Annotated in this window: 14 protein-coding genes and 1 pseudogene; 12 read left to right on the top strand and 3 right to left on the bottom strand. The window is 34.3% G+C overall.

Going from position 1 to position 19,202, the window contains the following annotated elements:
• Positions 1 to 94: 94 nt before the first annotated feature.
• Both JNUCC74_RS18190 and JNUCC74_RS18185 read right to left on the bottom strand, forming a co-directional pair.
• Complete coding sequence (locus JNUCC74_RS18190; RefSeq protein ID WP_454066396.1) at positions 95 to 1,759, bottom strand: methyl-accepting chemotaxis protein; 1,665 nt, start codon at positions 1,757 to 1,759, stop codon at positions 95 to 97.
• Between the two features lie 3 nt (positions 1,760 to 1,762).
• Entirely contained in the window at positions 1,763 to 2,719 is a 957-nt protein-coding gene (locus JNUCC74_RS18185; protein WP_454066395.1) for a BMP family lipoprotein, read from the bottom strand.
• 256 nt (positions 2,720 to 2,975) lie between these two features.
• On the opposite strand from JNUCC74_RS18185, the gene deoC reads away from it, so the two are divergent.
• The 7 genes and pseudogenes from deoC to JNUCC74_RS18150 all read left to right on the top strand — a co-directional run bounded on the left by deoC (position 2,976) and on the right by JNUCC74_RS18150 (position 10,258).
• The gene (gene deoC / locus JNUCC74_RS18180) at positions 2,976 to 3,662 is read left to right on the top strand and encodes a deoxyribose-phosphate aldolase (RefSeq protein WP_454066394.1); all 687 of its coding nucleotides are present in this window, start codon (positions 2,976 to 2,978) and stop codon (positions 3,660 to 3,662) included.
• 69 nt (positions 3,663 to 3,731) lie between these two features.
• Complete coding sequence (locus tag JNUCC74_RS18175) at positions 3,732 to 4,472, top strand: GntR family transcriptional regulator (protein ID WP_454066393.1); 741 nt, start codon at positions 3,732 to 3,734, stop codon at positions 4,470 to 4,472.
• Positions 4,473 to 4,502: 30 nt separating this feature from the next.
• Positions 4,503 to 5,483 (top strand): ribokinase, encoded by a 981-nt coding sequence (gene rbsK / locus JNUCC74_RS18170; protein WP_454066392.1) that lies wholly within the window; start codon positions 4,503 to 4,505, stop codon positions 5,481 to 5,483.
• A 226-nt stretch (positions 5,484 to 5,709) separates the two neighbouring features.
• The gene (locus tag JNUCC74_RS18165; protein WP_454066391.1) at positions 5,710 to 6,657 is read left to right on the top strand and encodes a nucleoside hydrolase; all 948 of its coding nucleotides are present in this window, start codon (positions 5,710 to 5,712) and stop codon (positions 6,655 to 6,657) included.
• 41 nt (positions 6,658 to 6,698) lie between these two features.
• Positions 6,699 to 7,911, top strand: a pseudogene (locus tag JNUCC74_RS18160) (NupC/NupG family nucleoside CNT transporter).
• 438 nt (positions 7,912 to 8,349) lie between these two features.
• Positions 8,350 to 8,895, top strand: coding sequence for a hypothetical protein (locus JNUCC74_RS18155; protein WP_077318945.1), 546 nt, complete (start codon positions 8,350 to 8,352; stop codon positions 8,893 to 8,895).
• A 520-nt stretch (positions 8,896 to 9,415) separates the two neighbouring features.
• Positions 9,416 to 10,258 carry an AraC family transcriptional regulator gene (locus tag JNUCC74_RS18150; protein WP_454066390.1) on the top strand — a complete coding sequence of 281 codons (843 nt, stop codon included), beginning with the start codon at positions 9,416 to 9,418 and terminating at the stop codon, positions 10,256 to 10,258.
• Between the two features lie 439 nt (positions 10,259 to 10,697).
• On the opposite strand, the gene JNUCC74_RS18145 is transcribed toward JNUCC74_RS18150, so the two are convergent.
• A complete protein-coding gene (locus tag JNUCC74_RS18145) occupies positions 10,698 to 12,092 on the bottom strand; it encodes a reverse transcriptase domain-containing protein (RefSeq protein WP_454066389.1) in 1,395 nt (464 codons plus the stop codon).
• A gap of 1,018 nt (positions 12,093 to 13,110) precedes the next feature.
• Here JNUCC74_RS18145 and JNUCC74_RS18140 point away from each other — a divergent pair.
• The 5 genes from JNUCC74_RS18140 to JNUCC74_RS18120 all read left to right on the top strand — a co-directional run bounded on the left by JNUCC74_RS18140 (position 13,111) and on the right by JNUCC74_RS18120 (position 18,999).
• Complete coding sequence (locus JNUCC74_RS18140; RefSeq protein WP_454066388.1) at positions 13,111 to 14,160, top strand: hypothetical protein; 1,050 nt, start codon at positions 13,111 to 13,113, stop codon at positions 14,158 to 14,160.
• 102 nt (positions 14,161 to 14,262) lie between these two features.
• Positions 14,263 to 15,288, top strand: coding sequence for a restriction endonuclease (locus JNUCC74_RS18135; protein ID WP_454066387.1), 1,026 nt, complete (start codon positions 14,263 to 14,265; stop codon positions 15,286 to 15,288).
• 397 nt (positions 15,289 to 15,685) lie between these two features.
• Positions 15,686 to 17,206 carry an FGGY-family carbohydrate kinase gene (locus tag JNUCC74_RS18130; RefSeq protein WP_454066386.1) on the top strand — a complete coding sequence of 507 codons (1,521 nt, stop codon included), beginning with the start codon at positions 15,686 to 15,688 and terminating at the stop codon, positions 17,204 to 17,206.
• Entirely contained in the window at positions 17,206 to 17,964 is a 759-nt protein-coding gene (locus tag JNUCC74_RS18125) for an SDR family NAD(P)-dependent oxidoreductase (RefSeq protein ID WP_454066385.1), read from the top strand. Before JNUCC74_RS18130 ends, JNUCC74_RS18125 begins: the two co-directional genes overlap by 1 nt.
• A 33-nt stretch (positions 17,965 to 17,997) precedes the next feature.
• The gene (locus JNUCC74_RS18120; protein WP_454066384.1) at positions 17,998 to 18,999 is read left to right on the top strand and encodes a 2-hydroxyacid dehydrogenase; all 1,002 of its coding nucleotides are present in this window, start codon (positions 17,998 to 18,000) and stop codon (positions 18,997 to 18,999) included.
• Positions 19,000 to 19,202: the final 203 nt, after the last annotated feature.

Raw genomic sequence — 19,202 nt, 5'->3', positions numbered from 1 at the left:
AATTGACACTGCTCTTTTTTTGCACGGCTTGTTTATAATTATATTTATTTTTACTGCTACTTGATTGTCCCCTTTTTGTTTAGAAGCTTTTTTTCTAGCTTTCCGAATCTAATTTAAATTGATTTAGCTTCACTATTAATTGATCGCTCATTTCTTCAAGCTGCTTTGCTTGCTCTTGTACATGCTGGAAGGAATGTTGCTGTTCTTTAGCTGTTGCTGAAATTTCCTCGGTACCAGCTGCTGTTTCTTCGGTCACGGCACTAATATTTTGGACAGAAGCGACAATAAGTGAGCTCATCTCACTTGAGACATTGATATCGGAGGCTAGCTGTCCAAGCTGTGTGGAGATTGCTGACACCTTGTTTTCAATGGTAGTAAAAGCACCGACAGTTTCATTCAGTGAATGAGCTTGTTTATCTGATAACGTACTTGCATGTGTCGTTGCTTCTTCAATATTAGCAATACCCGAATGGATATTTTGCACCATTAAAAAGATTTGTCTCGTCGCTTCTGAAGATTCATCAGCGAGTTTACGAACCTCATCTGCAACAACAGCAAACCCTTTTCCATGATCTCCTGCACGTGCAGCTTCAATTGCTGCATTTAAAGCTAAAAGGTTTGTCTGTTCAGCAATATCTTTGACAAGTTGAGCGGTTGATTTAATTTCTTCGATATAGTTAACAAAAGAATGAACGGAAGTTTCTATTGATTTTGTAGACTCCTTACTTTGTTCCATTATTGTTCGTTGTTCTTCCATCAAGTGTTGCCCATTTTTTACAGAGTCTAAGGCTACTTCACTAGATTGTTTGGAAAGTTCACTACCTTCTACATTTCTTTCAAAATTATTATTCATTTGTTCCACTTTTACAGCTACGTTTTGGATTTCCTCAGAAATGGATTGACTACCTTGAGCGACTTCGTCCGTTGAAGTGGCTACTTGGGTAGCGCTCTCAGTCAAAATTTGCATTTCGCGCGTCAAGTCTGTACTAAATGTTTGTACGTTATTTCCTATTTGTTCGACAGCTTTAATGGTCTGCTTCAAATTTTCAACCATTTGTTTAAAAGCGTAAATCAATTGGCCAATTTCGTCTTTTCTTTTATTGTCTACATCTATATTAATCGTTAAATCCCCGCCAGCTATAGATGTGGCCATTTCAGCTAAGCGGTGAATGGGTTTTGCTGTTTTAGCAGTTAAGCGCCAGATGGAAAAAAGAGAAACCGTAACTAAGATGATGCTGGCAAAAATCATCATTGTAACAATATCATTGATTGCTTCTTTACGTTTTAGAGTTTCACTCGCAAACCACTTATCAGCTGAACGCTGGAGCATAAAGACATCATTCATTATACCGGATATTCTGGCTGCTTCTCGTTTAATAACATTTGCATTCTTTGAATCGAGAGCATCATTGGCAACATTTCTTGTTTCCTGATACTTTCCTGACATTCGTTCATACCAATACTGTTGCTCTTTCGTTTTTAAATTTTTCTTTATTCCCTTTAAATCATCATTCAAAGTATCAAGCTGTGCTTTAATTTCATTTTTATTTGCTTCAGAAGGGTTGGAAGCATAGTTGTTAAGCACCTGACTGGTTGTCAAAAAAGTACCCCTCAACTCTTTTCCTTCTAACAATATTTCAACATCATCACTTGAGGATTTTTGAATATCGTTCATTTCAAACAGAATAAGAACGATTAAGCAGAGGCTGAGTAACAAAGGAATTAATGAAAAAATAAATAATCGTTTACCGATAGACATAACTTAATCAACCCCTTTTTCCATGACAGCATTGAGTTTTTGTTGTTCATTATGTGATAATTTAATGATTCGAATCGGAGCTAAGCCAACCCCTTCTTCTTTAATTCCTAACTCTAGATGTTCACCAGTTACGGCTTTTCCATCTGCAATTTCTTTAACAATATTATATAAGGCGATATCTATATTTTTTAGCATGGAAGAAACGACAGCTTTTTCTGCTACAAAAAATTGATCACTGTCTACCCCAAAAGCATAAATATTCTTTTTTTGTGCCTCAGTTAATGCTCCAATTCCTGTAAAACCAGCGACAGGGAAAAGAAAATCTGCTCCTTTTTTAATTTGTTTGTTGGCCGTATCCTTTCCAGCTTTATCATCGCCAAACGTTCCTGTATAATCAACAAGTACTTTTGCGTTTTTATTCACCTTTTTGACGCCTTCGCGAAAGCCCTGTTCAAATTCCTGGATTGCTGGAAGTTTTTCCCCACCTATGAAGCCAACGGTATCTGATTTTGTCTTCATTCCAGCTAACATTCCAATTAAATAACTTCCCTCATCTACTTTGAAGGAAATAGAAATTACATTTTCACGATCGGAAACAGCATCAAGTAAAATGAATTGTTTTTTGGGATACTGATCAGCAAGTTCATTGATGGCAGATTGTGCATTAAATCCAAGTCCAATGATGACGTCATAATCTCTGTCTATAAGTTCTTGCAATTGTTCTTTGAAATCTCTCTCAACAGGTTCACGATAATCAAACGTGATACCAAGTTCGTCGCGGGCTTTTTCTAACCCTCTAAGGGCAGAATCACTATATGAAGCATCTCCTAATCCGCTTTCAGTTACTAATAATCCAAAGCTCATTGTCTCTTTACTTTTCTCGCTTTTATCTTCTGAAGAACAGGACGCCAAAAGTATAAGAAAAAGTAGTACGAACAACAATATGTATAACTTACGCATCTTTTCTCCTCCTCCAAATATAATACGTATATAAACGTCTATAAATAGTATCGACAAATAAAAACCATTATTTAAGTCGTAGGAAAAAAGTATTGCAATAAAAACATGAATTTTTATAAGGGAATTATGAGTCTAACTACTTTTTTATGGAATAGTATTGACAAAATAGAAAATTCTTTCTATAGTAAAAAATAAGTATACGTATATATACGTATACAACAAAAAGAGCGTTAAATAGGTCAAAAGGAGGTATAAAATGTCAAATTATGCAGTAGAGGAAGTTGCTAGAAGAATTCAACATACGAATGTTAACCCAGATGTAACGCGAGAAGACATTAAATGGTTATGTGAGGATTGTTTGGAATATGGCTTTGATGGAGTGATGTTGCAACCGTGTTGGATAGAGGAAGCAAAAAAACATCTTGTAGGATCTAATGTAAAAATTTGTACGGCACTTGGTTACCCAATGGGTGGATCGACAACAAGAGCAAAAGTTTTGGAAATGGAAGAGGTTATTGCTTTAGGGGCTGAACAAGTTGATTTTATGGCGAATATTGGATTTTTGAAAAGTGGAATGCATCAAGAATATCATGATGAAATAACATCGATTGTCCAAGCTGCAGGTGGAAAGGTCACCAAGATTATGCTTGAGTTTGGAATGTTAACAGAAGAAGAGAAAGTAAAAGCAGCAGAGCTTGCAATTCGTGCTGGCGTGACCTATTTGAAAAATTCGAGTGGCTGGGGAAAAGGTGGTCATGCGACAATCGAGGATATCAAACTATTAAAACGAATTGCAAATGGGAAAGTAGAAGTAAAAGCTTCTGGTGGAATACGTGATATGAAGAAAGCTATAGAAATTTTAGATGCAGGTGCTAGTTTAATAGGAACAAGTGCAGGTGCAAAGATAGTTAGCGGCTCTGGGGAAGCGCTTAGCGATTATTAACATCTTCTTTCTTCCAAGTTCATTTGTTATGATAAAGGCATATAACAAATATAGAAGGAGCCTTGCTTGATGGAGGTAAAATTTGTAAAAAAGGAAAATTCAATCCCACTCTATCGACAAATTGCCGAGTGGATGATGGAAAATATTACATTTGAATATTGGAAGAAAGGGCATAAACTGCCTGCGGAAGAAGATTTAGCGAAACATATAGATGTAAGCAGAGGGACAGTACGTAAAGCAATTTCATTATTAATTGAACAAGGGTTACTCATTCAAGTTCAAGGAAAAGGAACATTTGTGGAAAAACAAAAAATTTCTTACCCCTTTGCCCAAGAACTCATCTCATTTGCAGAATCGATGGAGTCAAAAGGATATACGTTTAAGACGAATGTTCTTGAAATGAAAGTTGTGAAAGCTAGTCCTGATATTCAGCATAAACTTGATCTTGATGAAAATGAAGCAGTTTTCTACTTAAAAAGAGTGCGTTTCATTAAGCATGAACCTGCTATTCTGTTAGAAAATTGGGTTTCTTTAAAATACTGTTACGGCATTGAGTATGAAGATTTTGAGCAGACAAGTTTATTTAAAGCAATCGAAAAGCGTATAGATGGGAAAATAAATCTAGGGATTCGGAATTTTTCCGCCAAATCTTTAGATAAGGAGCAAGCTGACCTTTTGGGGTTGGAAGTCAGTGATCCTGTTTTATATATTGATCAAATCACATTTGGTCTTAATCAAGTCCCTGTTGAATGCTCTCATATTTTATTACGAACAGATAAATATGAGGTTACATCCATACTTACAAGGTAAAATACAAGCGATTACATGGGGGAGTTTACGGTGGAGCAAAAAACAAAAAAAGTACTTTCAATTGGTAGTTATAATGTTGGCTTAACTTGTAGAACTGGGCGAATCCCTAACTGGGGAGAGACGCTTATTGGCAGCGGCTTTTCCGAAAGCTATGGGGGAAAAGGATCAAACCAAGCTGTTGCTGCAGCTAAGCTAGGTGGAGAGGTAACTTTTGTGGGGTGTTTCGGTGAGGACAAATATGGTGATGACGGGCTAGCCATGCTAGAGAGAGCAGGTGTCGATACCTCTTACATTATTCGAACAAATAAACGTGTAACGGGTGTCGGCATTATTTTGTTAAATGAAGAAAACGATAATTGTATTATTGTTGATGTAGGGGCTAATAAAGAGCTTTGTCCAATGTATATGGACGGCATTGAAAATGTGATTTCTGATTGTGATATAGTCGTTTTTCAGTTGGAAATTCCTTATGAAACAGTAAGGCGGGGGATGGAAATTGCAAAAAGGAAAGGGAAAATGATTATTTTAAATCCAGCCCCTGCAAGAAAAGAAGCAATGGAGTTGTTGTCGTTGGCATCCATTGTTAATCCGAACGAATCAGAACTCCTCATACTAAACGGTAAAGAACCAAGTGATCAACTTACAATGGAAGAATGTGAACGGCTAGCACGACAATTGTTAACAAAAGGACCTGAAGTTGTCATTGTCACAAGAGGGGAGAAGGGCTGCTTTATTGTCACCTCTAAGGAGACAGTGAACATCCCGGCCTATCCAGTTAAAGCTATTGATACGACAGGAGCAGGTGATGCGTTTACTGGAGCGTTAGCTGTAGCACTAGCTGAAGGATACGAGTTGTTGGAAGCGGTTTCTTTTGCGAACCTAGCCGGTGCTTATTGTGTAACGAAGGAAGAAGTTGTTCCGGCATTTGCTACTAGGGAACAACTCAGTCAATTTAAAGATAATAAACAATTTGCCGATATACATGAAGGAGAAGGTTTATTTAAATTATAATGGTGGATACGAATTCTACCTTTTTCCTATAGGTTTTTATCTACTATGATAATCGGAAGACATGATGTAATGAAGAAGCAGCCGGGAGAATGCAGGATTCATTTTAAGAAACGAAGCAAGAAAAAAAGAGCTGTCTGATTCAAGACAGGTGATGATCGTTTAGGGAGATTCGTGCGATTTCATATGTAATTTATTTGTAAAAAAGTGAAAAAATGAGGTGTAAAAAATGAGAAGAGTTATTATAGATACGGATACGGCAGGGGATGATACGATAGCTTTGTTAATGGCTCTACACCATTATAAGGTTGAAGGAGTAACGATTACGGGAGGAAATGTTGATTTTGATCAGCAGGTAGAAAATGCGCTCTACACCATTCAAGTAGCAAATCCGAAAGAATACGTTCCTGTTTACAAAGGTTATGAAGGCCCGATTTTAGCAACTGGAGATGAGCGCCATTGTACCGTTGAGGACGTTCATGGAGAAGATGGAATGGGAGGGGCGCATTTTCCAAAAGCAAAACAGCGACCTGAAACTGGTCATGCTGTTGATTTTATTATTGAAAAAGTGAAGCAGTATCCTGGAGAAGTTTCTCTTCTTGCTATCGCTCCTTTAACCAACATCGCCATGGCAATTAAAAAAGATCCGTCGATTGTTCAGCTTATTCCACACCTTTACATAATGGGTGGGACAAATAATACATTGGGTAATATTACTCCGGCGGCTGAATATAATTTTTGGGTTGACCCCGAAGCCGCCAAGCTTGTTCTTCATTCCGGGATACCGATTACGATGGTTGGTTGGGATATGTGTATAAAATATTCAATTATGGATGATGGCGATCATGAAGAAATAAAAAAAATCAGAACGGCTGGTTCTCAATTTTTTACTGATATTAATCGAGTAGTGATGAAATTTAATAAAGCAGTACATCGTTTAAACGGGACAACCCATCCCGATACGTTACTTGTAGCCATTGCGGCTGATGAAAGTTTGATGACAATGTCTAATCATTATTATGTTGATATTGAAACGAAGGGGGAATTAACCAGGGGCTATAGTCTTGTTGATTTAAATAATCGAATGAATAAAAAACCAAATGTTCGAGTTTGTGAAGCTGTTGATCGTGATAAGTTTAAAAACTCCCTTCTAGAGATGTTAACTACTATTATATAAACGTACTACTAAAACTAAATATATATTTAAGGGGAAAACAGATGCAAATTATTTGGGGTATATTTGGAGTATTGTTTTTATTAGGGCTGGCCGTTCTCCTGTCTAAAGATAAAAAAGCCATTAATGTGAGAACGATTGCCGGTGCTTTAATCATTCAGGTAGTTTTCGCATTCATCGTTCTAAAATGGGAAACAGGGAAAAACATTTTAGGAAGTGTAGCTGCTTTTGTCCAACGTATTATCGATTCTTCTAATGAAGGAATACAATTTGTATTTGGAGGGCTATTTGAGGCAGAGGGAATAGGTTTTGTTTTTGCGTTTCAGGTTTTAACCATTATTATTTTCTTTTCATCCCTAATTTCCGTATTGTTTTATCTCGGTATTATGCAATTTTTAACCAAAATCGTAGGTGGTTTTCTTTCCATGCTTTTAAAAACGACAAAGCCGGAATCGTTGTCAGCGGCAGCAAATATTTTTGTTGGATTAACGGAAGCTCCACTCGTTATTAAGCCGTATTTAAGTAAGATGTCAAATTCAGAATTATTCGCTGTAATGACAGGTGGAACAGCTTCTGTTTCCGGCTCTGTTTTAGTAGGTTACTCCCTGCTGGGCATCCCGCTTGAATATTTAATTGCAGCGGCCTTTATGGCGGCACCAGCAGGATTGCTAATGGCAAAAATTTTAATTCCTGAAACAAACACGCGCAGTGGAGCAAACGATCACTTTTCATAAGGACCCTGACACAGTAAATATTATTGATGCTGCATCGAAGGGTGCATTAGACGGGTTGAAAATGGCCTTAAATATCGGAGCGCTATTACTTGCTTTTATTTCATTGATTTCGTTAGCTAATTTAGGACTTGGCTGGTTTAGTTCTTTGTTTGGATTTGAGGCAATCACGTTGGAAGAAATACTTGGTGTCCTCTTTGCTCCACTGGCGTTTGTAATTGGAGTTCCATGGGAAGAAGCTGTACAGGCTGGTTCTTTTATTGGTCAGAAGTTTGTGCTTAATGAATTCGTTGCTTATAGCTCATTTGCGTCAGAAATAGGTTCGTTTTCAGATAAAACAGTTGCCATTATCAGCTTTGCCCTTTGTGGGTTTGCTAACCTAGGAGCCATGGCAATGCTTCTTGGTGGAATCGGTGGACTTGCACCAGATCGTAGGAGTGATCTCGCTCGATTTGGTTTTTTAGCCGTAATCGGCGGAACTTTAGCCAATTTACTCAGTGCCGCAATTGCTGGGATGTTGCTTTAAAAGCGGGAAAATATTACATAGCCGGAGAGACCATGGTTTGTCCGGCTATTGGTCACTATACATGTATAGTATCAAGCTTTCGTAACAGGACTTCCTTTGTTGTGACAATTTGGCGTGTAGGTATACCTTGTTCGATTATACGAATGGATATGTCAATAACTTATCAATCAATGAATAACGATTACAGAAGCCACAGATTTTTGATCATTGACGGTTTATTTTAGGTAATAATAGTATAATGATATTAATGATTCTCCTACTATTTGTGCGTTTCGTTCTTAGTAAAATGCCAATCATAAAAAGATTTCCCAAATAACATCATGTTCAGGAAAATTAGTGTAATCCAAGCGAGACGGTCAAATCAGGTTAAAGCATAAGCACATGGCATTTTAGGGCTTGGTGAGAAAAATGGTACTACAAAAGAAGGGAATTGAAAAAATGGATAGTCAGATAAAAAAAGAATTGGAAAGATCAAAATCAAAAGATAAAGAAGAACGGTATCAAGCATACTGCAATATTTTAAAAGCAACAGAGCAAAAAGTAGACTGGGCGTACGAAGTTTGGGATCAATTAGTAGAAGATTTATCCCATAAAGATAATCATCAGCGCTCTCGAGCTGCACAATACTTAGCTAATTTAGCAAAGAGTGATCCTGAAAATAGAATAATAAAGGACTTCCCTAAGTTGTGGCAAGTAACAAAGGATGAGAAATTTGTTACTGCTAGACATAGTCTGCAATCGATCTGGAAGGTAGGACTTGCTGGTACAACACAAAAAGAAATGGTCATGGAATATATGGTTGACCGTTTTAAAACGGCTACAGATGAAAAAAATGATACGTTAATTCGTTCTGATATGATACAAAACATGAAGAACTTATATGACCACTTAAATGATGAAAACATCAAACAAACAGCTATGGAGTTAATAGAAACTGTCGATGATGAAAAGTATAAGCAAAAGTATAGGAAAATATGGAAATGATGGAGTGATAACCCCGTTAAGTAGAAACTAGGTTTTATATAAGTATTCCCTTTCCGATTCAGTATCCACACGGCTTTCCTTCAGGTAGAAATAAGCATTCATGGTTCGCTCGCCTATGTTGATGTTTACATGCTCTACTTTGCGCCGACTACGGCAAAGGCAACTTCAGGATTATCTATAGACGCATATCTGATCGGGGATAGGCTTTCTTTGTAATCTCTGTTGAATGTATTATCTGCTGTACCCGTTTTTCCTATAGCATCATAGTCTTATTACTAAACCCAGCTAAGCAGTATCACCACAGGTTTTTGGTATGCACGTTTTAAGCCGCCTTCCTGCACATAATTTATATACTCCTGCTTCATTTCCATTCCGTCTAATATAGTTGTATTAATCTTTGTGATAAAATAAAAAGAAAATTTTATAGATAAAAAGAGGGGCATCCGACTTTTTTAGGCATAAAAAGTCGTACAACAAAGTCTCTTTTCTATTACAATATGAATGAAAGGAGATAGATGGTATGGACTGGTTGGAGAGAATGAATAACGTATTAGATTACATTGAACAAAACCTTGATCATAAAATAAGCTACAAAAAAATGGCACAAGTTGGCTACTGTTCAGAGTATCATCTTTCAAGAATGTTTTCGTCTATTTCTGGTATATCCCTCTCAGAATACATTCGACGCAGACGCCTAACCCTTGCTGGATTTGAAATTCAAAAAAGTGATATTCGAATAATGGATGTAGCTATAAAGTACGGATATGATTCTGTTGATTCATTCTCACGTGCTTTCAAGAAGACACATGGATTAACCCCCTCAGCCGCTCGTACAAAAGGGACATCATTAAAAGCCTTTCCAAAGATCTCTTTTCAAATTTCTATAAAGGGAGATTCTGAGATGGAATACCGAATCGAACAGTTAGATTTTGAAATAAAGATTGTTGGAAAAAGTAAACCTGTAAAAACGAGCAAAGCGTTTAAAATGATACCTACACTGTGGAATACTGCCAAAAAACATGGCTTTATGCAAGAGCTTATCGATATGGCTTGGGAAAACCCAAAATGTACACTTGAAAGTCTGTTAGGTGTTTGTGGCAAAGAAGCAGCTATTACCGATGATGAATTCGCATATTTTATGGGGGTGCGATATGATGGCGATGCACCAAGTGATATGGAAACATTGATTATCCCGCCAGCCACTTGGGCTGTTTTTCCTAATATTGTGGGGGCTTGGAAAAGGTTATACTCGGAATGGGTTCCAACTTCCGGTTATGAACTGGCTAATTTACCGTGTATGGAATGTTATTATCCTCCAAAGCATAAGCCAAGGCATGAGCTGTGGGTGCCAATTATCCTCTAAATAGGGCTTAATGATGAAAAGGAGTTTCCTCTCGATATGGAAACTCTTTTTGGTAGGACTTGTTGGTTGGAAAAATCGTTTCTTGGGTAAGGATCAGCATTTATATCGTGTATAGAATTTAAGATGGGGATTAATAGCGTGAAAATTATATTCTTTTATTTATCTGAATCCATTTAAATATGAGCAATCAAAGTCAATTCCTACATTTTTACAGTCTTTAATAGAGAGCGAAAATAAAGCTCTAACTATGTTTATCCTGGGATTATGATGAGCCGTATAGTAAAAAATTATAATTGAAGCATTGAAGCTTGCTTCAGAAAAAACAAAAACAAAGGGAACCATTCCGATAAATTAATATTTGACATTAAAAGAAAGTATATATGATGAAAAAAATATGAAACATTATTATATGGTTACAAGGTTACTATTCTTTTGAAAATTATTGACTATTATTTAACTTTCGTTGTATCTTATTCCAATGGCGTTTTACTTGAATATGTATTCTACTTTTTAAACCTATACTTTTCATTATTTTATCAGCCTTTTTGGCATATGAAATAAAATTTCCATGCCCTTTATATTTAAATCCTAAATGTGTATATATCTTATAAAGTTTTTTTCGTTCAAACTTTTTACCTGTTTTTCTTGTTATTTCCTTGCAGACTTTTGCTTTATGATATGCTCTTGTATAATATTTAAAAAGGCTTTTTTCACGAAGTTGAACGCTCTTTCCGTCCATTACCAATCCTAAATAATCAAGTGTGGAGTACTTATCGTTTTCATCATAAATTTGTTTATCTTTATATATCCTAATTTCAGTTTTTTCTTCTTGGATATGCAAACCATAATGTTTATATTTGTTAACTATTGTCATTATTTCTTTTTTAAAATTTAATATTTCATTTTTAGTAAATTTTGAAGGAATAATCATTATAAGGTCATCGCTATACCTTCTATACAATGCGTTATGATTTTTTGCCCAATTCATCATTTCTGTATCAAAATGAATTAGATGAATATTTGAAAAGACTGCACTTATTCCGGAACCTTGAGGTATACCAAAGGGTTTTTTATTTTTATACAAGTACTTTCGCTTGAATCTTCTGAATTCAGAATAAGGCATAATTTTTCTTAGCCTATGGTTTTTCTTTAGTTTGTTTAGCGCTTTTTTGCTTCCGAATTTCTTTATTAAGTATTCGTCTATTTTTTCCTTGTTAACATAACTATACTTAGTAGTATTTTTAAATACATGATAGATATCTAAGGGAATTTCATTATTGCTTAAAATTGTTTTTATATTTTTCTTTAACTCTCGATGAGTAATATTATCAAAAAAGCTACTAAAATCTAACGATATAATTATAGCTTTATCTTGCGCTAATATGAACTGAAACACTTCTGCTGAAAAATGTAAATTATTTTTTCCCTTTTTATTATTACGATATGCTAATACAGATTCATCTATACCATTATTTAGAGCATATTCATTATAGTAATTATTTAAGATATTACCATAATATTTAAATATGAATTGATCCATATGTGATGCGTACATAATACTTCTAGTTTTAGTTTTCTTTTTTCTCAGCTCTTGCTTATTAGTTTCTTCGATTTCACTAAAGTCTTTTAATACATATTTATTAAATACGATCTCAAAATGAATAAATGGAAAGAAAGCGTGTGATTTTATCCATTTTGAATCTTCAATTAGATGTTTTACATCCTTTATGTTTATTGGAGTATCAAAGTGTAAATATTTTTTTGTTTGATACTCCCTCCAATTAGCTGTTGCAGAGCTAAGAGGAGTATGTAATTGTAGTCTATTACTCTTCATTTGAAGAATACCTCCTCTAGCATACAACTGATAGTGACTACGATACAACTAACCAATTATAATAGATGTATTAGAACTACAATCTATCTAATTGTGAAAGGTGTGGTTATTATGACCGATTCTTCAGTCAGAATTACAATCATATTAACGCTAGTTGTCGAAGTTCTTAATATTATTAAGAAGTTTGACAAACTGAAACCTTCCTCCCTTGTACCAATTCTACAAGGCGCCTGCATAAATTTTCCATATACATTAGTTAAATTATAACATATACCGCGACAAAAGTAATGTGTATTAAATATTTATAATTAATTAAACTACAAATAATAGAGGGTAAAAATAGATGTTTTTAAAATAAGAATTTACTAATTATTTGCAATTTTAACTCCAAAGATAGAAAAGTCATATATTGTATTTAAAAATTTGATTGTTCCATATGATGACATTTTTAAAGGTGGTCTGATATGGGTTTAGAGAAATAGCAAAGTAGTTGTATCAAATAGAAAAAAGAAAAATTTGATGTTAAAGCTAACACAAAACAACGTCCCAGATGATGGTATCATTCATACAGACAATTTTGTGGAGTTTCTCAGTAGATAAATTATATGATCATTACTTTACAAAAGAAAGTAATTGTTAATACGTTTAAGTCACCCGCACACTTCTGTGTTTATTGGAAAAGAACATTGCTGTTTGTTATTGCTATCGTACTTCGCTATTATTAAGTAGACGTGGATAAAGTCCTACTGACAAAAGCACCAAATTATTGATTATGTAATACTTATTCATTTTAAAAATAACGATTACATTGATAAATTCTATAGAAATTTCTGTTCCTTAATACCATATCTGGAAAATATACATAAATAGTCTAAAATCATTCATTTGCCAAGTCTTGTAAAAGTTGTAACAAATAATTATATTTTTACACATATTAAAGAAACAGGTGCTACGTGATTTAGCAGTTAATGAAGAAAAATTATCAAAGTAGAATCTATAAAAGAAAGGAGAAAAATAAGTGGAAGAAAATAATTATTCTACATATCGATCTACTCGATTAGCGTTTACCATTACCATTTTCGGTGGTGCTTGGTTCATAACAAAAGGGGGTACCAAATTATGGAGTAAGATTTTTTCTGAAATTGCATATACTAAAACCTTATATAATTTTGAGCACTTGTATGCAATAATAATTATGACAATTATAATAGTTATAGTAATTTCAGTAATAAAGTATATTTATTATGAAATGAAGTCTTATGCGTTGTACAGAAAACCAAAACATCAAGCCGATGTTTTCAAAAAAGCTGATGATTGTTTTGAAAATATATTTAGGAATTTAGAATATAGTTTAAAAATTATTATCCTACCATTACTAGTGTTATTACTCATTAAAGGGATTAAAGAAAATATAAATCTAACAAAATGGTTATTAGGCGGATGTTCAATTATTATTATAATAATTATATTTATTATGCACTTGAATAAAAAGGTACGAAATAAATTTATTAAAATAACTCATTCCTTTGAAAGAAAAATAGATAAGTCTGTTCCGTTTGCTTTATTTGGATATTTTGCTCTTTTGATAGCCACTTTAGGTATAACAGTCACTCTACTATCATTGGATCAGGGAAAATACGCTATTGTTAGATTCAATGATACTCAACAAATGCCCCTTGAAATTAAGGTGAATAATTATGATGATGTTAAATTTCAATTACGGATTATTAGAGATTCAGTATTTAATAAGCATATTAATATTAATGTTAAAGAAATGGAAAGGTATAGCAGTTCGATTGAGGTTTTCAAAAGTGATAATAATAAATTAAATATGGATATAGAGGAATTTAAAAGTAGATTAGATAAAAATAATTACGGGGTAAGTATACAAAAATCGAATAATATTGATAACTACAAATTAAATTTAGATAAATATATATTAGATGGGAAAAATACAATTGAATTATTAATTCAAACAACAAATGAAAATATATTTATTGTAAATGAGCTCTATAAAAGTGGTGATGAAATTCGTATTAAGGAAAAGGAGTTTGAGGTTAAGTTTTAAATAAATTATACGCATTCATATTTACACAGTTAATTATACTCTCCCGTCGAAAGTAAATCTCTTTCTCGTACTTGTTTATACAAATAAAGGAGCTAGAGTAAATTGAGTATTTGGTTATTTCGAGCAGGTTCCAAAGGGGAATTTGAAAATAAGTTTTTAAAGGATAATCGCGTTTATTTAACATGGGATGATTTAAATATAAATTTAAAAGAGTTTCCAAATAAAGAGGACTTATATGATTTATTAGTTGAAAAATATAATTTAGAGAAAGAAAAGACAGCTATTAATTGGGCTTCGCAAATATATCCGATTGCATATCGAATGGAGATTGGTGATTGGGTTGTTTTGCCGAGTAAATTAAATCGAACGATCCATTTTGGTGAAATTAAAGGAGATTATTGCTTTAATCCGAAGGCAGAAAGTCCATATTATCACTATCGAGATGTTAATTGGTTTGCTTTAGATGTCCCAAGAGATAGGTTTGAACAGGATATTCTATATTCATTAGGGGCTTTCATGACTGTTTGCAAGATACATAAAAATAACGCAGAAGAACGATTAAAGGAGATGTATGAAAATAATTGGCAAGTTGTTCATAAATCTGTTATAAAGCGTATCGATGAGACGGAAGATGAGGCGGTTGTTGATTTAGAGGAATTTATTCAAGATAAAATTTCCGAATACATCATCCGAAAATTTAAAGGGCATAAGATGGAAGTGTTAATAGAAGAAATTTTAAAGGCAAAAGGTTTTACGACATATCGAAGTCCTGAGGGAGCAGATTATGGGATTGATATTTTAGCTTCATCAAATACGTTAGGGTTTGGTTCGCCGAAAATCTGTGTACAAGTAAAAACGAATGATACGCCAGTTGATCGACCAACCATGGACCAATTAATAGGCACCATGAGTAATGTCAATGCAGATTATGGATTACTTGTATCATGGAGCGGTTTTAAAATGTCTGTATTAAATGAAATTCCAAAGCAGTTCTTTAAGTTGCGATTGTGGGATTCGGCTAAAATCATTGAACAATTATTTGAAACATATGATTCGCTTAGCGATGATATAAAAACGGAGATACCTTTAAAAAAGGTGTGGATGTTGAACACAGAAGGAAATGAATAACATATTAGAGGATTAGTACTGATTAACGTCATATTGGTAGTGATACATTTAAGCTTTATAAAAATAAAATCCAAGGTATAGCGAGTGAATCAATAGATCACAGTGCACACATAGTGGGCTAATATAGAGGTACGTAAATAAAATATTATTAAGAGGTCATATGTTAATGAAAGAACCCATAAATAATTAACTAGAAATGGTTAATTTATTTGTGGGGTCTTTTTTGTACTATAGGAAAGTATAAATTTTTTAGGTTTATAGTATAAGAAAAACTATAGCTTTCGCTAAAGACTTGGCGACAAGCCAAGTTTCTCTAATTTTTAAAGGGTGAACAAGGAGGTGTACAGTGTCGAAGCTCACACGAAGGCGTAACATTTTTTCTTAGGGGGTATGGATGATGGATAAGTACTTTATGGGTATTGATAATGGGGGTACGATAACCAAAGCAGCAATTTACACCTCAGCTGGAAAAGAAATGGGATTAGCAACAAGAAAAACAAAAATGATTATGCCACAACCTTATCACACGGAAAAAAACATGGAAGAATTATGGAAAGCCAATATCTCTGTGATTAAAGAAGCAATTCGTATTTCTAAAATTAAAGCAGAACAAATTGCTGGCGTCTCTATAACCGGGCATGGTAATGGTATTTATTTATCTAATAAGTATGGAGAGCCTGTGTATAACGGAATAGTTTCTACAGATAATCGGGCAAAGCATTATATCGAAAATTGGTATAATGATGCACGATTTGAAAAAGAAATTTTGCCCAAAACGATGCAATCTATTTGGGCTGGTCAACCAGTGGCTTTGCTAGCCTGGTTAAAGGATAACCATCCAAAAGTAATCGAGGAAACAGATTATATATTTATGGTAAAAGATTATATTCGTTTTAAATTAACTGGGAAAGCATATTTAGAGCTGACGGATATATCTGGAACAAACCTATTAAATGTTAGAGATCGTTGCTATGATAAAGAGCTATTAGCTTTTTTTGGATTGGAAGACATACTGCCTAAGTTGCCGCCGTTGAAGGAATCAACAGATTTGTGTGGATATATAACAAAGGAAGCAGCGAACGTAACAGGTTTGAAAGAAGGAACACCAGTTGCTGGAGGGATATTCGATATCGCTGCATCAGCGATAGCTTCCGGTCTTATAACAGATAAAGAGTTATGCATTGTAGCTGGAACGTGGAGCATTAACGAATTTATTACGAAAACTCCGATAATCGATCGTGAGTTATTTATGACTTCCATTTATTGTTTACCGGAATATTGGTTAGTTACAGAAGCTAGTCCAACTTCAGCAAGTAATTTAGAGTGGTTTATTGATAATTTTATGGTTCAAGAAAAGTTGAATGCGAAAGAAAATGGAGTCCCCATTTATGATATATGTAATGAGATGGTCAAGAATACGACACCAGAAGAAAGTGATCTCCTCTTCTTTCCATTTTTATTTGGTTCAAATACAGTCCCAAATGCTAATTCCTGCTTCATTGGCATGAATAGCTGGCATAAGAAAGAACACCTAGTTAGAGCTGTATATGAAGGTATTGTGTTTGGACATATATACCATATAGAAAGGTTATTACAATATAGAGATAAATTGGAAAAGACCAGAATTGCCGGTGGTGTAACAAAATCAAATGTATGGTTACAAATGTTTGCTGACTGTTTACAAATTCCTTTGGAAATAGTAGAAGTAAATGAGCATGGAACGTTAGGTACAGCTATGTGTGCTGCTGTTATGACAGGAAATTATCATTCTATAAAAGAAGCTGCAGATAAAATGATTAAAATTGAAAGCACGATTCATCCCACTAAAGAAAACAGCCGTATATATAAAGTTAAGTATATGAATTATAAGAAAACATTAAAGAGAATGGAAGAAGTGTGGAAGGTTGGTGTTTACTAGTGAATTTAGGAATAAAAGGGAAAACAGCGGTTGTAACTGGTGGATCTAGAGGAGTTGGTCGTGAAATTGCTTTATCATTAGCAAGAGAAGGAACAAATGTTGTTTTAACCTATCAAGATAATAAGGAAAAAGCAAAAAAGGTCGTAGAGAGGATAAACAAGATAGGGGCGAGGGCAGCTGATCTTCAACTCGATTTATTGGATGGAAATGCAGTATCCAAATTAATTGGTAAAAGCAGCAAGCATTTTGGCGATATAGATATTTTAATTAATAATGCGGCTGCATGGCCAACTAGTTATATAAAAGACATGAGTTTAAGGGAATGGAAGGAGACAATCCAAATAAATTTGGATAGTGTTTTTCTTACTTGTCAGGCTTTTGTCCAACATTGCTTAAGCAAAAAGAAGAAAGGCAAAATACTAAATATAACATCACAAGCGGCTTTTTATGGTTCAACTACAGGTCATGCACATTATGCTGCAAGTAAAGCTGGTATGATTGCTTTTTCTATTTCACTGGCGAGAGAACATGCTAAGGATGGAATTAATGTTAATAATCTTGCTTTAGGTATTGTAGATACAGATATGATGAGAGAATCATTACAGGAAAAGAATGATTACTATCTAAATCGCATTCCTTTGGGGAGAATAGCAAAGCCTAGCGAGATTGCTGATATTGCCAGTTTTTTAGTTTCTGAGAAAGCAAATTATATTACAGGTGCAACTATTGATGCTACCGGTGGAATGTTAATGAGATAAAAGAATGAATGAAAAAAATGGGGGTGATTTTATATGAAGTGCCTAGCCATCACTGATCTATTTATCCCGAAAGATATGATGGAGAAAGGTTTAATGCAGTTACGGGCAGCTGGAATGAAAGTAGTGATTAGAGAATGGTTGCATTCTGATTTAGAAGAATTACAGCATGATAATTTGAAGATAGAACAGCAAGGCAGTGAAGCTGTGAAGTTACCAGAATCTATCTATCAGGATATTGAAGAATATGATGTAATCATTACACAATTTGCTCCTATTAATGAAAACGTAATTAAACAAGCAACAAACTTAAAATTAATTGGCGTACTACGTGGCGGAATGGAAAATGTACATTTGAAATCCGCAACGGATAGAGGAATTCAAGTTCTAAACACTCCTGGGAGAAATGCTAGAAGTGTAGCTGAATTTACAGTAGGAATGATATTATCAGAAGTCCGCAACATTGCTCGTTCCCACGCAGCCTTAAAACGAGGAGAGTGGAAAAAAGACTTTGTAAATGCAGAGTTTGTCCCGGAACTTAAGGATAAGACAGTAGGAATAATAGGCTTTGGAAACATTGGACAATTAGTTGCTAAGCTTCTTAGCAGTTTTGATACGAATATCATTTTTTATGATCCATACTTTCAAGGTGATACAGTATTTGATCAAGTGGATTTAAATACCTTATTACAAAGATCTGATATTGTTTCATTACACGGAAGATTAACAGAAGAAACGAAACATATGATTCGCTACAAACATTTTGAAATGATGAAACATACAGCTGTAATCATAAACACTGCTCGTTCAGGCTTAATAAAAGAAGAGGATCTAATCCGGGCATTAAAAAATCGTCTGATTACTGGAGCGGCTATCGATACGTTTGACGATGAACCTTTAGATGAAAACAGTCCCTTTGTTGAACTTGATAATGTTACAATAACAGCACATATAGCTGGCAGTACTATTGAAGCCTTTCAAAACACTCCAAAAAAATTGGCGGCTAGAATATTAGAGTGGAAGGAGAATCAGAAATAAGTTTGGAGAAAAAGAGATTTTTTAGGAGATAGTTTTGGAGAATATGACTCGTTGTTGACAGTACCGAAAATTATAGGAATTAGGCTTTACCAAAAAAGTGTATAGTAACAAATGACTTGTTTTTTATACAAGAAAAACACCTCACTAATAGTTGATAGGCTGACTTAACCTAATTTCACAACTAAGCAGAGGTGTTTTCTTAT

It is taken from the genome of Cerasibacillus sp. JNUCC 74 (assembly GCF_053667775.1).
This window is presented reverse-complemented; position numbering and strand designations above follow the sequence as displayed.

Excerpts from the sequence above, each read along its gene's own strand:
- JNUCC74_RS18190 (WP_454066396.1), bottom strand. The coding sequence starts at position 1,759 with ATGTCTATCGGTAAACGATTATTTATTTTTTCATTAATTCCTTTGTTA.
- JNUCC74_RS18185 (WP_454066395.1), bottom strand. The coding sequence starts at position 2,719 with ATGCGTAAGTTATACATATTGTTGTTCGTACTACTTTTTCTTATACTT.
- deoC (WP_454066394.1), top strand. The coding sequence starts at position 2,976 with ATGTCAAATTATGCAGTAGAGGAAGTTGCTAGAAGAATTCAACATACG.
- JNUCC74_RS18175 (WP_454066393.1), top strand. The coding sequence starts at position 3,732 with ATGGAGGTAAAATTTGTAAAAAAGGAAAATTCAATCCCACTCTATCGA.
- JNUCC74_RS18165 (WP_454066391.1), top strand. The coding sequence starts at position 5,710 with ATGAGAAGAGTTATTATAGATACGGATACGGCAGGGGATGATACGATA.
- JNUCC74_RS18155 (WP_077318945.1), top strand. The coding sequence starts at position 8,350 with ATGGATAGTCAGATAAAAAAAGAATTGGAAAGATCAAAATCAAAAGAT.
- JNUCC74_RS18150 (WP_454066390.1), top strand. The coding sequence starts at position 9,416 with ATGGACTGGTTGGAGAGAATGAATAACGTATTAGATTACATTGAACAA.
- JNUCC74_RS18145 (WP_454066389.1), bottom strand. The coding sequence starts at position 12,092 with ATGAAGAGTAATAGACTACAATTACATACTCCTCTTAGCTCTGCAACA.
- JNUCC74_RS18130 (WP_454066386.1), top strand. The coding sequence starts at position 15,686 with ATGGATAAGTACTTTATGGGTATTGATAATGGGGGTACGATAACCAAA.
- JNUCC74_RS18120 (WP_454066384.1), top strand. The coding sequence starts at position 17,998 with ATGAAGTGCCTAGCCATCACTGATCTATTTATCCCGAAAGATATGATG.